Genomic DNA, 13,594 nt, shown 5'->3' on the forward strand with positions numbered 1-13,594 from the left:
GAATGCAGGCGTCCTGACGAAACGTTCGATGCAACCGATCATCCGCCTGCCTTGGCACGTCGCCTTGCCATTCACCGCAATCCGCCCGAGAAGCCTTCGGCCTCGACGCGCGGAGCTTTCTGATCGATGGGATCCCTCCCTATGCAGGTAACGTCAACGTCACTGCCTGATGTCCGACTGGTCGTGCCGAAGCGGTTCGGCGATGCGCGGGGATATTTTGTCGAAACCTGGAACGAGCAGGCCTTTGCCCTGAACGGCCTGGAACGGCGCTGGGTTCAGGACAATCAGTCGCTGTCGGCCACGCCCGGCACGGTGCGCGGCATGCATTACCAGCTTCCTCCTTTCGCCCAGACCAAGCTGATCCGGGTTCTGGCCGGACGCATCCTGGACGTGGTGGTGGACATCCGCCGCGGATCGCCGACCTTCGGGCGGCACGCTGCGGTGGAACTGACCGCCGACGGGCTGGAGCAACTTTTCATCCCCGCCGGCTTCGCGCATGGCTTCTGCACGCTCGAGCCGAACACGACCGTTGCCTACAAGGTCGATGCGCTCTATTCGCGGGAGTGCGAGCGGTCCATCCTGTGGAACGATCCGGCACTCGGCATCGGTTGGCCGGCGACGGCCGGCGTGTCGGTTTCGGACAAGGACGCGGTGGCTCCGCGGCTGGCCGAGACGGTCGACCTGTTTGATTTCCAGCCATCCTGAGGCCGGCACGATCCGGCCGGGTGGGGGCTTCAGAGTGGGCTCTTTGACGGTTTGATGGCGCCTTTCGAAAAGGCGCGGTAGGGGGAAATGGCATGCGCATACTGGTGACGGGCGGTGCGGGCTTCATCGGCTCGGCCTTCATCCGTTGGGTCCTGGCGAACACGACGGCCTCGATCGTCAACGTGGACAAGCTCACCTACGCCGCGGATCTGGAAAGCCTGGCTCCCTTCGCCGGGAACCCGCGCTACGCCTTCGAACAGGTGGACATCTGCGACGAGGCGGAACTGCGCCGCGTCTTCGCCGACCACCGCCCCACGGCGGTCATCCATCTGGCGGCGGAAACCCACGTCGACCGCTCCATCGACGGTCCGATGGCCTTCGTGCAGACCAACGTGGTCGGCACCGTCACCCTGCTTCGGGTCTCGCTCGATCATTGGCGTGCGCTGGAAGGCGATGCGAAGGCGGCCTTCCGCTTCCACCATGTTTCCACCGACGAGGTGTTCGGCACGCTGGGCGACGATGGGCGCTTCACCGAGACCACGCCCTACGCCCCCAATTCTCCCTATTCGGCCAGCAAGGCGGCGTCCGACCATTTTGTCCGGGCCTGGCACGAGACCTACGGCCTGCCGACCGTGGCCAGCAACTGCTCCAACAACTACGGTTGCTGGCAGTTTCCGGAGAAGCTGATCCCCCTGATGACGCTGAAGGCGCTGCAAGGGCAACCCCTGCCGGTCTACGGCAGCGGGCTGAACGTGCGCGACTGGCTCTATGTGGACGATCACGCTTCGGCGCTCTGGACCATCCTGACGACCGGCCGGTTGGGCGAGAGCTACAACGTCGGAGGCGACAGCGAGCGCCAGAACATCGACGTCGTGCACGCCATTTGCGATCTGGTCGACGAGCTGGCCGGACCGCTGCCCGGCGGACCGCGGCGAAACCTGATCACCCACGTCACCGACCGGCCCGGCCACGACCATCGCTACGCCATCGATGCCTCCAAGCTGAAGAGCGAGCTGGGCTGGACGCCCGCTGAAACCTTCGAAACCGGCATCCGCCGCACCGTCGCGTGGTATCTGGACAACCGTGCCTGGTGGGAGCGCCTGTCCACCGGTTACGGCGGCCAGCGTCTCGGCGTGGCTCCCGTCGCCGAATCGACCCATGGCTGAAGCAACGTCTCACCCCCGCGCCGTTCTCGTCTTCGGCTCCAACGGTCAGGTCGGATTTGAGCTGCTGCGCGCCGCCTGGGCGCCGGACCTGACCCCGGTGGGGCTGGACCGTGCGTCCGGCGACGTCACCGACGCGCGGGCGGTGGCTGCGGCCATCGCCGCCTATCGCCCGGCCCTGGTCGTCAACGCCTCGGCTTACACCGCGGTGGACAGGGCCGAGAGCGAGCGGGACGCGGCCTTCGCGGTCAACCGCGACGGCCCGGCCAATCTGGCCCGCGCCTGCGCCGCCGCCGGGGTGCCGCTGATCCATATCTCGACCGACTACGTCTTCGACGGAACCAGCAAGTCCACCCCCTGGAGCGAGGACGACCCCGTCGCCCCGCAGGGTGTCTACGCCGCCAGCAAGCTGGCCGGCGAGGAGGCCGTGCGAGACGCCCAGCCCGATCATGTGATCCTGCGCACCGCCTGGGTGTTCGGGGCTCACGGGCACAATTTTGTCAAAACCATGCTGCGGCTGGCCCGCGAGCGGGACGAGTTGCGGGTCGTCGCCGACCAGCACGGTTGCCCGACCCCGGCGGCGGCCATCGCCGCGGCCATCACCGCCATCGCGCGGACGCGGCTGGGCGGCGGAAGCTGGACGTCCGGTACCTTCCATTACGGCGGGGCGCCGGCCACCACCTGGCACGGCTTCGCCGACCGCATCGTCGAACGCGCCGCCCCCCGCATCGGACGCCGCCCGACCGTGACCGCCATCACGACCGCCGACTTCCCGACACCGGCCCGGCGGCCCGCCAACTCCGTCCTCGACACCACGCGTCTCGGCCAAGCCTACGGCATTCCGCCAGCGGACTGGATGACCGGACTCGACCGGGTGCTGGACGACATCCTCGACGAAACCCAGGGCGTGGGAACAAAGGCATGAAGGGCATCATTCTGGCCGGCGGGTCCGGCACGCGGCTTTATCCGCTGACGCAGGTGACCAGCAAGCAGCTCCTGCCGGTGTTCGACAAACCGATGATCTATTATCCGCTGTCGACGCTGATGCTGGCCGGCATCCGCGACATCCTGATCATCACCACGCCGCAGGACCAGGAGCAGTTCCAACGCCTTCTGGGCGACGGCAGCCAATGGGGCATTTCGCTCACCTACGCCGAGCAGCCGAAGCCCGAAGGGCTGGCCCAAGCCTTCCTCATCGGACGGGACTTTGTCGGCACGGACGGGGTCTGCCTGATCCTGGGCGACAACATCTTCTTCGGTCACGACCTGGAGCCGGCCCTGGTCCGCGCCGCCGGCCGGACACACGGGGCGACCGTCTTCGGCTACCATGTGCGCGACCCGGAACGCTACGGCGTGGTCAGCTTCGACGCCGAGGGCCGCCCCAACGCCATCGAGGAGAAGCCGGTTCAGCCGAAGTCCAACTACGCGGTCACCGGCCTCTATTTCTACGACAACAGCGTCCTGGACATCGCCGCGACGATCAAGCCGTCGCCGCGCGGCGAGCTTGAGATCACCGACGTGAACAATGTCTATCTCGAGCAGCGGCGTCTGGCGGTGGAGAAGTTGGGCCGCGGCTATGCCTGGTTCGACACCGGTACGCACCAGTCCCTGCTTCAGGCCGCCGAGTTCGTCCAGACCATCGAGGCCCGCCAGGGCCTGAAGATCGCCGCGCCGGAGGAGATTGCTTGGCGCAAGGGCTTCATCGACGGTGAACAGCTCGCCCGCATCGCCCGACCGCTCGCCAAGAGCGGCTACGGCAGCTACCTGCTGAACCTGCTGACCGAATAGCCGCGTCCCGGACGCTGGATCGCCGCGCCATGACGGCGTGCATCGAAGGCTTTCTCGAAAGTGTCGGCCCCCGGGTGAGGGGATGGGCGTGGATGCCCGCCGATCCCGACCGGCGGCTGCGCCTCTCGATCCTGCTGGACTCCGGTTCGGGGCATGCGCTGCGGCTGGACACGGCGGCCGACCTTCCACGCGACGATCTCAAATCAGCCGGCAGAGGGGATGGGCGCTACGGTTTCGACCTAGCGGTCCCCGCTGCGTTCGCGGATCACGAGCACGACGTGGACTTGCGGCTGCCCGATTTTTCCGGCATGCGTCTGCGCGGTGCCCCCCGCCGCGCCATCCCTGCTCTCGGCCCTGTCACGCTGCGCGCCATGCATCCCGCAAACGGCGATGCGGAACGCTTGTGGACATTCCTGGCCGGGATGGTTCATTGGAATGGCGGCACCGTCGCCACCGGCGTCCCAAACTTGGAAAGCATCCGGTCCTGGCTCGCCGCGTCCGCGCAGGGGACGGCCGGACGGTGCTGGCTGGTGGCGGAACGGGGCGGGCGCGTCATCGGACAATGCCGGCTCGGACCGGACTGGCCCGTTATGCCGGAATCGCGCGGCCTTGCTCTGGGCATCGAGCTTCACCCGGACGTCCGTGGTCGGGGGCTTGGGCATGCCCTGATGCGGGCGGCGGAGCGCTGGGCCGCCGGATGCTGCCCACGGCTGGAACTGGCCGTCCTGCCCCACAACACACGCGCCCAAGCCTTGTACCACAGGCTGGGTTACGCCGACCTCGGCCCCGTGGCGCATCCGGTGACGGGGGATATCCATCGCCATATGGCTCTTTCCCTGCCGCCACGACGCCTTTGGAACGGCGTTACCCTAGTCCTGTAGGACAGAGGTCAGCCTTCCCCAGCGGCGCGGGAGCGACCACCATCGTTCTTGTCGGATGCGTTGGAAGGTGAGGGAACCGGCATCCGCTCCAGCAGAACCTTGGCACGCTCGTCACCGAGCGCCGCCGCCCGCTCCAGCCAGAGATGGGCCTGCACGAAGTCCTTATGGTCGCTCCAATGGCCGTGCAACTCGCCGAGCGCCGTCATCGCCGCCGGCTCCTTCTGGTTGGCGGCAGCGGTCAGCCAACGGACTGCCTCCGAAATATCGCGGTCTCCCCCCAACCCCTGCATGCGGAAGCGGCCAAGATTGACCATGGCACCGACATGGCCCTGCTCGGCCGCCTTGCGCGACCATTCGGCCGCAGCGGCGTAATCCTGCGTCACACCGTCCCCCGACGCGAGCGCCGCCCCCAGACGGAACTGGGCCAACACGCTGCCCTGACTGGCGGCCCGTTCCAGCCACTGGATGGCGCCCACCGGGTCGCGCGGCACCCCCAGCCCCAGGCTGTGCAGCATGCCGATGTTGTAGACGGCGTCGGTGTTTCCCTGGTCGGCGGCCCGTCGGAACCAGTCGAGCGCCCGGTCATAGTCGCGGGTCACCCCGCGCCCTTCCGCGTAGAAGGTGCCGATGCGCAACTGCGCCTGCGGGTCGCCCTGTCCCGCGGCACGCTCCAGCCAGCGGGCTGCCTCCATCTCGTCACGCGGCACGCCGGATCCGGCCAGATACATCTGAGCGATGATTTTCTGGGCTTCACGATGGCCCAACTCACCCGCTGCACGATACCAGGAGGCGGCGTCGAACAGATTGGGCTGCATCCCGCCACCACGGCTGTTCAAATGGCCGAGTTGCAGCATCGCCTCGGCATCGCCTTGGACAGCGGCCTTGCGCAGCCAGGTTTCCGCATGGTGCGGGTCGGCCGCGACGCCAATGCCCCGCGCGTACAGCAGGCCGAGCGCCCTCTGGGCGGCGGCGGCGCCGGCCTCCGCCGCCTTGCGGAACCATCTGGCCGCTTCGCCATGGTCCTTCTCGACACCCAGCCCCGAGGCGTACTGGGTGCCGAGGTAGTACCAAGCCATGACGTTCTTCTGATCCGCCGCCTTGCGGAACCATTCGTGGGCCGCGACGGGATCGGAAGCCCCCCCGTAACCACCGGCGAGCAACGTCCCAAGCCCAAGCTGAGCGGCTGCGTTGCCTTGTTCGGCGGCGGCACGGTACCAGCGCTCCGCCATTGCGTAGTCAGGGGTGATGCCGAAACCGGAGGCGTACATGTAGCCGAGCATGGCCTGTGCGCCGACGACTCCGCCTTCAGCGGCGGCCCGCGCCCAACGGAGCGCCTCCTTGTAATCCTGTTCGATCTTCAGACCGTTGGGAAAGAGGAGTGACAGCGCCTCGTCGGTCGGAACGACGCCCTTGGGCTGGCCGGATCCATAGTAATAGATTTCGGCAAGCCGGGCCTGGGCTTCGCCGTGTCCCTGCTCGGCGGCCTGCCGGTACCAGCCGACCGCATCCACCGCGTTGCGCACGACTCCCTTGCCCAAGTCGTACAGACGGCCAAGGCGATACTGCGCGTCGGCATGGCCCGCGCGTGCTGCGGCCAGCCACGCTTCAAGCGCCGCCTTGTGGTCCTCCCGCTCGTGCGCTTTAAGACCTCTGGCGTGATCGTTGTCTGGCGACGTGGAGCCGAACAGCCGCCCGGCGGCCTTGATGAGCTTGCGCATCGGCCTCAACATCCTTTTCCCAATAGATCACGCGAGGGCCGGAGCCCTCGCGGTTTTACGGCTCACGCATCCCTTCCGAGGTGTTCCTCAATGCCCCTTCGACAAGATAGGACATGATCGTCCGTTCGCCGACCACGATGTCCGCCGTCAAAGGCATGCCGGGCACCAGCCGGAAATCCTCCGGCACGTCGCGCAGCTTCACCTCGGTCAGTTCGATCCGCGCACGATAGAATGGCCGCGGCGCCTGGCTCTGGTCCTCACGACGGGTGAAAGCATCCTCGCTGATCGTCTTGACGATGCCCTTCGCCATTCCGTGCTTCATGTAGCGGTAGGCTTCAAGCTTCACCTGCACATGGTCACCGGGCTTGACGAAGCCTTGATCGATGCCGGCGATTTCCGCCTCCACCTCAAGCGGCGCGTTCAGAGGAACCAGAGTGTAGATCGGCTGAGCCGTTTCCACCACGGAACCGACGGAGTACTTCCCGACCTCCAGCACCACGGCGTCCTCAACCGCACGCAACTCGACCAGGTCGCGGCGCTTCTGGGCCTTGGAGAGCTCTTCGCGAACACGCTCCAGATCAACTTGGCGGGTCGACAGATCGGTCAGAATGGTGCTGCGCCACTGCTGGATATAGACATCCCGTTCGGCGCGCAGCGCTTCCAGATCATGCGACGAGGTGCGGATGGTGTTCTCGCTGAGGCCGAGGGTCCGTTCCGTTTCCACGCGGGTGTCGCTGGCGATCAGCGAGTTCAAGCGGCTGCCGGTCTGGTTTTTCTCCAGCGTCCGGCGCATGTCCTCGATCTCCCCGACGATCTTCAGGCGGGAACGGTAATACTCGGCATCGGTCCGGCTGGTCTTGATCGTGGCCTGCAAGGTGGCCATGCGCTGTTCGAAGTTGGCGAGCTTGGCCGCGTACTCGGCCTGCCGGTACTGCCAGATCGACTCCTGCAGAACCAGATCCTGCTCCTTGCTGCCGGGCTTGAAGGGTGCGCCTTCGGCTTCGGCGTTCAACCGGGCGATCTCGGCCGACAGCTTGCTGGCCTGTCGTTCGAGCTGGGCGACGTCGGCCGACGAGAAGGTCGGGTCCAGCGTCGCCAATACCTGTCCGCGCTGGACGGTCTGGCCCGCACGCGCGTTGAGGTTGCGGATGATCGAGGTTTCCAGGGGCTGGACGACAATGGTCGGCGCCTGGGACACGATGCGCCCGGACGCGCTGACCACACGGTCCAGCCCAGTCACCGAAGCCAGAACAATCAGCACGACGGCCATCGCCGCCAAAGCCCACACGACCGCACGCGCGCCGAGCGGTTCCGGTTGACCGGTGATTTCCTCGGTCTCGCCTTGGAAATCGATGATGGCCTGTTCGGCCTCCCGGTCAGGTGCTTGCGGCTGACGTAAGAGGAGCGCGGTCATGAGAATTTCCCGGAGAGAGATGTCGGTTCTGCTGGAACCAGAGATGGCGGTAGACGTCGCAACGCTGAAGCAGTTCGTCGTGCTTGCCCATGTCGTACAGACTGCCGCGCTCCAGCACCATGATCTGATCACAGTTCACCAAAGAGGCCAGACGGTGGGAGATGACGATCATCGTCCGACCCTGCGCGATGCGGGTCAGGTTGTTGTTGATGATCGCCTCGCTGTCGGGATCGAGTGCGCTGGTCGCCTCATCCATGATGAGGACGCTGGGATCGACGAGCAAAGCGCGGGCGATGGCGATGCGCTGACGCTGGCCACCCGACAGGTTGGCCGACCCTTCCTCGATCACCGTCTCGTAGCCGCGGGGCAGACGTTCGATGAACTCCTCCGCACCGGCAAGCCGGGCTGCCCGCATCACGTCCTCGAGCGAGGCGCTGCGGTTGGCGGCCATGATGTTCTCGCGGATCGTACCGTTGAACAGGAAGTTGTCCTGAAGCACCACGCCCAGGTTCGAGCGCAGATGGCTGAGGTCGATCTCCCGCAGGTCCACACCGTCGATCTTGATCAGGCCGTCGTAGTTCTGATGCAGGCCCTGCAGCAGGCGCGTGACCGTGGTCTTGCCCGACCCCGAGCGGCCCATGATGCCGATAACCTGGCCGGATTCGATTGAGAAGGAGATGTTGTCGAGAGCCGGGTTCTGTGCGCCGGGATAACGGAACCGCACATCGGAGAACGTGATTTCGCCCTTGATCGCCGGTCGCACGCCCTGGCGCCCGAGCGCTTGCTCCGGAGCTTGGTTGACGACCGAGGCTACTTGGCCGACGGCACCCCGGGTTTCCTGAAACTGCTGCATCAGGGAAGCCATCTGGACGAAGGGGCTCGTCGCACGGCTCGCGATCATGCTGAAGGCGACGAGCGTACCGCCGTTCACAATGGCTCCCTCGCCGATGGCAAGATAGGCGCCGATCGCCAGGGTTCCCGCATAGATCGACTTTTCCAGCGGCTGCAGAATGGTCTGCGGCTGATTGGACAGGAGCTGCATCGCAGTGTTGGCGCGCACCGCCTCGGCCACGCGCACATCCCAGTCAAGCCGCTTGCGGCCTTCCAGCGCCAGCGACTTGACCGTGCGCATGCCATGCAGCACCTCGATCATGAAAGAGCCCTTGCGCTGCTCCGCCTGGATGACCTTACCGTAGGCGCGGGCGAGCGGTCCGATGTAGACCGCCACTACAAAGAACATGATGGCGGCTACGCCCAGCACCATGAAGGCGAGCGGTGGGCTGAGAACGAACATTGCCGGGATCAGCACGAGCAGGGTCATGGAATCCAGCACCGTCCCGAACATCTGGCCGGTCAGGAAGCCTCGGATGCGCCAGACCTCGTTCAGCTTGTAGGAAATGACGCCGGTCGGCGTCCGCTCGAAGAAATCGATCGGCAACCCGATCATCCGGTCGAAGATGTAAGTGCTGATACGCGCGTCCACCTTGGCCGTCCCGATCGCGACCAGATAGCGGCGCAGGTAGCCGAACAGGGTGTCGAACACCAGGATGAAGGCGATTCCCATCACCAGAACATACAGGGTGGACAGGCGCTGGTGGACAAGCACGCGATCCAGGATGACCATGAAGACGAGTGGCGGGACCAGCGCAAACATGCTGAGCACGAGCGCGGAGATGGCGACGTCGCGGAAAATCCGCTTTTCGCGCAGGATCTGCCCGAACAGCCAACCGAAGCCGAACGGCTGCTCCTGGTCGGTCATGCGATAGCGGCGCTTGATGAAGACGGCATCGCCATCCCACACGGAGGCCAATCGCAGCTCGTCCACGGCAATGCAGGCCTGATCGGTGCTCAGCGGGTCCTGAAGCATGGCCACGGGCGCGCCGCCATCCTCCCGGAAGGACACCAGCACCATCGTGCTTCCATCCCGCAACCGCAGGAGGAGGGGCAAGGCCTTGCCCAGACGCGACAGCTGCTTCCAGCGCAGCTTGACGGCGCGGGCCGTCAGGCCATTGTCTTCGGCAATCTTCAGCAACAGCTTCGTCGGTGGCTCACCGGCTTCGATGGCATAATCGCGCCTGAGCTGCTCGACCGAAAGGTGCAGCCCATGATGACGTGCGACAACGGCAAGCGCATGAAGGCTGGTGGTCCGTGCCGCCTCGGCAGAGGCGTCTGTCGGATCGGCGGCGGTCTTGCTCTGCATCTGGCCCCTGTGTCCCGGTCGCTCTTCCGGTGGTCCACCGGTGGCGCGACTGTACTGTAGCACCCTCATCCGATACAAGCTCTGCACTCGGGACGCTCAATCAGGGCGATCTCAACAGGAGCAGGTGGATGAAGGTTTCGGTTATTACTATTTGCCGGAATGCCCGTGACGGCATAGTCCGTACTCTGGACAGCATCTCACAACAGACTTACCAGAACGTTGAGCATATCATCGTTGACGGCGCCTCGACCGATGGAACGCTGGAAATCCTAAAAGGTCACCGGCACCGGCCGGCGCTTCTCGTGTCGGAACCCGACGCCGGAATCTACGATGCGATGAACAAAGGACTGGCGCGGGCCACCGGGGACCTGATCCACTTCCTGAATGCCGAAGACTGGTTCTACGACGCCCGTTCGGTCGAGAACGCGGTGCGCTTCATCGAACGGCACCCGGACGGCGACCTCTTCTATGGGGACATCGAGGTCCGCCTGCCGGAGGGCGGGTCGGTCATTCATACGCCCCAGGAGGCCGACAAGGCCGCGGAAACGATGGTGTGCGGCTGTCTGCCGCACCAGGGGACCTTCGCGCGGCGGGCGGTGTTCGACCGCACCGGTCCCTTCGACACGCGGTGGCGGGTCCATGCCGATTACGACTGGTTCCTGAAGGCCATCGCCGACCCGTCCGTCACGCTGATGCACATGCCGGTGATCATCGCCTCCTTCGGGCTGGGCGGCACGTCCAGCAACCTCGCCAAGGGCCAGCCGGAGGTCTACGCCATCCAGAACGCCCTGCCCCTCTATCAGTCGGAAGCTTGGCTGCGTCGGCGCATCGAGCTGTACCAGGAGGGTTTCCTGGCCACCCGGCTGGAGAACGCCGAGTTGAAGCGGCGGCTGGCCGAAACCGGGGCCGGGCTCGACCTCTCCTGGCGTCGGTTGGCCCGCGGCGTCGCCCGTCGCGGGCGCGACCGGATGCGGCGGCTGCTGCGCCGCATCCGTCAAGGCTGACGGCCGCTTCAGCGGCCGGTGGTCATGCCGCGCAGGGTGCCAGCATCGAGCTTTTCCAGATACCAGTGGTACGTGCGCGCAAACCCCTCGCGCAGGGACGTCGGGGCGGTCCAGCCCATGCCGGCCAGCCGGTGACCATCCATGATCTTGCGCGGGGTGCCGTTCGGCTTGGACGGGTCGAAGCGGAAATCACCTTGGAAGCCGATCACCTCAGCCAGCAGTTCGGCCAGGCCGCGGATGGAAACCTCATGGCCGGAGCCGAGGTTGACATGCGGCTCGCCCGAATAATGCTTGGCCAGGAAGACCAGCCCGTCGGCCAGATCATCGACGAACAGGAACTCGCGCAGCGGGCTGCCGTCACCCCACAGCTCGACGCTGCCTGCCCCCTCCGTCTTGGCCCGGTGGATCTTCATCATCAGAGCGGCAGCGACATGGCCCTGCTGGATGTCGAAGTTGTCGCCGTAGCCGTAGAGGTTGGTTGGCATGGCCGAGATGAAGTCGCAGCCGTACTGCCGCCGATAGGCTTGGCACATCTTGATGCCGGCGATCTTGGCGATCGCGTACCACTCGTTGGTCGGTTCCAGCGGGCCGGTCAGCAGCGCGTCCTCCACGATGGGTTGCGGCGCCATCCGCGGGTAGATGCAGGAGGATCCGAGGAAGACCAGCTTTTGCACCCCAACCTGTTTGGCGGCGTGGATGATGTTGGTTTCGATCGCCAAGTTCTCGTAGAGGAATTCGGCCGGACGGGTGTTGTTGGCGTGAATGCCGCCGACCAGGGCGGCGGTGAGGAAGACGACGTCGGGCCGCGCCTCGGCCATCCACGCCTCGACCTCGGCCTGGCGGCGCAGGTCGACCGTCTCACGGCCCACGGTCAGGATCTCGCAAGGCTCCCGCTCCAGCCGGCGCACGACCGCCGACCCCGCCATGCCGCGATGCCCTGCGACCCACACCCGCTTGCCGTCCAGGGAAAAGGCTGCCGTACCCGTCGTCATCCGATCACTCATCTCCGTCTCGCGGCGGCGGTTCGCCGCCCGCGTTGTGTTTGTGATACGCCGCCAGCACCTCGTCAACCGGACCGATGCGCACAACCGCGCCGCGTTCCAGCCAGAGGGCCTTGTTGCACAGCCGTTTCAAGACATCGTCCACATGGGAGGCCACGACCATGATGCTGGACCGGTTCACGAAGCCTTCCGCCCGGCGCTGCGCCTTTTCCAGGAATTGTGTGTCGCTGACGGCGATCCATTCGTCCATCAGCAAAATTTCCGGATCGACCGCGGTCGCCGCGGCGAAGGCCAGCCGCAGCGTCATGCCCGCCGAATAGGTGCGCACCGGCAGGTCGAGGTAGTCGCCGAGTTCCGTGAAGACGGCGATGTCCTCCATCTTGGACTCGATCTCGTCCCCGTCGATGCCGAAATAGGCGGCCCGCATCCGGATGTTGTCGTAGCCCGACGCGTCCATGTCCAGGCCGAGCCCCAGGTCGAACAGCGGCGTGACGCTGCCCTCGACGCGGATGCGCCCGGCGGTCGGCTCATACACGCCGGCCAGGACGCGCAGCAGGGTCGTCTTGCCGGCCCCGTTGCCGCCAACCAGCCCGACCCGGTCCCCGTGTTCCAGCGTCAGGTTCAGGTTGTTCAACGCCTTCACCGTGATCCGGTGGTGCGCGTCGTGCTTCAGCGCACCGCTGGTGGAGGTGCGAAGCAGCGTCTTCTTCAGAGAGCGCGCGCTTCCCTGATAGAGCACGAAATCGACCGAGACGTCGTTCAGGCGGATCGAAGCCATTCCAGATCCAGCGGGTCAGAGCCAATAGGCGATGCGTTTGCGGAAGCGGGCGAAGCAGGCAAAGGTGAAAGCCCAGCCGGCGGCGGCGAACAGCAGGCCAGCCACCCAGCTTTCCCAGCCCGGCACATGGCCCAGCAGCGGGGCCCGGATGACCTCCAGCAGATGATAGAAGGGGTTCAGGACCATCAGGTAGCGGCGGTCGCCCAGCAGTTCCGGCTTCCACATGACCGGCGTCACGAAGAACAGGAGCTGGATCACGCTGCCGATGATCGGGGGCACATCGCGGAAACGGGTGCAGATCATGCCGAGCAGCAGCATGATCCAGCCGGCGTTCACCAGGAGCAGCGCCAACCCGGCCACCGCCAGGAGGCCCGCCGCTCCCGGCCAGATCCCGAAAATCAGCGCCACCACCGCGAAGATCACGATGTTGTGGCCGTAGATGATCAGATTGCGCCACAGCGCCCGCAAGATGTGCACCGACATCGGAATGCGGACGTTCTTGATGAGCGGCTCCAACTCGATGAAGCTGATGCATCCCTCGTTGAGGAATGAGGCGATAAGGGTCCAGGTGGCCAGCCCGACCGCCAGGAAGGGCAGATAGCCCTCCAAGTCCAACCGGAACAGCGTGCCGTAGATCAGCCCCAGGCTGCCCACCATGACGGCCATGCTGAGCGTCAGCCAGAAGGGCCCCAGGACCGACCGGCGGTAGCGCTTGCGGATGTCGTGCCAGCCGAGCCGGCTCCACAGCCGCCAACGCAGAGCGCCGTCCCTGAGATCCTCCCAGGCCCGCGCCGCCTCGCTGCGGTCTCCGGAGTCGTAGATGGCTCCGTTCCTCTGTTGGCTGACGGAGCCGGGAAAGCTCTCGGTGGTCATTTCTCTCGCAATCCACTCAAAGCCAGGCCGACGGGGTGGGGAAATCCATGGGCGGCAGCCCCACGGCAC

Annotated in this window: 12 protein-coding genes; 6 read left to right on the forward strand and 6 right to left on the reverse strand. The window is 65.8% G+C overall.

Annotated features, from left to right (window positions below; genetic code table 11):
- The first annotated feature begins 141 nt into the window (after positions 1-141).
- The 5 genes from rfbC (at position 142) to ACWPXE_RS32185 (ending at position 4,537) form a co-directional block, all read left to right on the forward strand.
- Positions 142-705: a dTDP-4-dehydrorhamnose 3,5-epimerase gene (rfbC, locus tag ACWPXE_RS32165; RefSeq protein ID WP_237908218.1), complete on the forward strand. Its 564-nt coding sequence runs from the start codon at positions 142-144 to the stop codon at positions 703-705.
- Positions 706-797: 92 nt separating this feature from the next.
- Positions 798-1,871 carry a dTDP-glucose 4,6-dehydratase gene (gene rfbB / locus ACWPXE_RS32170; protein WP_237908217.1) on the forward strand — a complete coding sequence of 358 codons (1,074 nt, stop codon included), beginning with the start codon at positions 798-800 and terminating at the stop codon, positions 1,869-1,871.
- On the forward strand, positions 1,864-2,793 hold the full coding sequence (gene rfbD / locus ACWPXE_RS32175; protein ID WP_454021098.1) for a dTDP-4-dehydrorhamnose reductase: 930 nt from the start codon (positions 1,864-1,866) through the stop codon (positions 2,791-2,793). Before rfbB ends, rfbD begins: the two co-directional genes overlap by 8 nt.
- Positions 2,790-3,656 carry a glucose-1-phosphate thymidylyltransferase RfbA gene (rfbA, locus tag ACWPXE_RS32180; protein ID WP_454021099.1) on the forward strand — a complete coding sequence of 289 codons (867 nt, stop codon included), beginning with the start codon at positions 2,790-2,792 and terminating at the stop codon, positions 3,654-3,656. Before rfbD ends, rfbA begins: the two co-directional genes overlap by 4 nt.
- 92 nt (positions 3,657-3,748) lie before the next feature.
- Positions 3,749-4,537 carry an N-acetyltransferase family protein gene (locus ACWPXE_RS32185; protein ID WP_454021100.1) on the forward strand — a complete coding sequence of 263 codons (789 nt, stop codon included), beginning with the start codon at positions 3,749-3,751 and terminating at the stop codon, positions 4,535-4,537.
- Between the two features lie 8 nt (positions 4,538-4,545).
- Here ACWPXE_RS32185 and ACWPXE_RS32190 read toward each other — a convergent pair whose 3' ends face one another.
- Genes ACWPXE_RS32190 through ACWPXE_RS32200 form a run of 3 tightly spaced genes read right to left on the reverse strand, consistent with a single transcriptional unit; the run spans position 4,546 to position 9,869 of the window.
- Positions 4,546-6,255 carry an SEL1-like repeat protein gene (locus ACWPXE_RS32190; RefSeq protein WP_454021101.1) on the reverse strand — a complete coding sequence of 570 codons (1,710 nt, stop codon included), beginning with the start codon at positions 6,253-6,255 and terminating at the stop codon, positions 4,546-4,548.
- 55 nt (positions 6,256-6,310) lie between these two features.
- Positions 6,311-7,669, reverse strand: a complete 1,359-nt coding sequence (locus tag ACWPXE_RS32195; protein WP_237908212.1) for an HlyD family type I secretion periplasmic adaptor subunit — start codon at positions 7,667-7,669, stop codon at positions 6,311-6,313.
- Positions 7,632-9,869, reverse strand: a complete 2,238-nt coding sequence (locus tag ACWPXE_RS32200) for a peptidase domain-containing ABC transporter (RefSeq protein WP_454021102.1) — start codon at positions 9,867-9,869, stop codon at positions 7,632-7,634. The genes ACWPXE_RS32195 and ACWPXE_RS32200 overlap by 38 nt, the downstream gene beginning before the upstream one ends.
- Positions 9,870-9,997: 128 nt before the next feature.
- On the opposite strand from ACWPXE_RS32200, the gene ACWPXE_RS32205 reads away from it, so the two are divergent.
- Positions 9,998-10,873, forward strand: a complete 876-nt coding sequence (locus ACWPXE_RS32205; protein ID WP_454021103.1) for a glycosyltransferase family 2 protein — start codon at positions 9,998-10,000, stop codon at positions 10,871-10,873.
- Positions 10,874-10,881: 8 nt separating this feature from the next.
- On the opposite strand, the gene fcl is transcribed toward ACWPXE_RS32205, so the two are convergent.
- The 3 genes from fcl to ACWPXE_RS32220 are packed head-to-tail and all read right to left on the reverse strand — an operon-like array spanning position 10,882 to position 13,525.
- Positions 10,882-11,865: a GDP-L-fucose synthase gene (fcl, locus tag ACWPXE_RS32210; protein ID WP_454021104.1), complete on the reverse strand. Its 984-nt coding sequence runs from the start codon at positions 11,863-11,865 to the stop codon at positions 10,882-10,884.
- Positions 11,866-11,869: 4 nt separating this feature from the next.
- On the reverse strand, positions 11,870-12,652 hold the full coding sequence (locus ACWPXE_RS32215; RefSeq protein WP_454021105.1) for an ABC transporter ATP-binding protein: 783 nt from the start codon (positions 12,650-12,652) through the stop codon (positions 11,870-11,872).
- Positions 12,653-12,667: 15 nt separating this feature from the next.
- Positions 12,668-13,525, reverse strand: a complete 858-nt coding sequence (locus tag ACWPXE_RS32220; protein WP_237908208.1) for an ABC transporter permease — start codon at positions 13,523-13,525, stop codon at positions 12,668-12,670.
- Positions 13,526-13,594: the final 69 nt, after the last annotated feature.

It is taken from the genome of Azospirillum sp. Marseille-Q6669 (genome assembly GCF_965111635.1).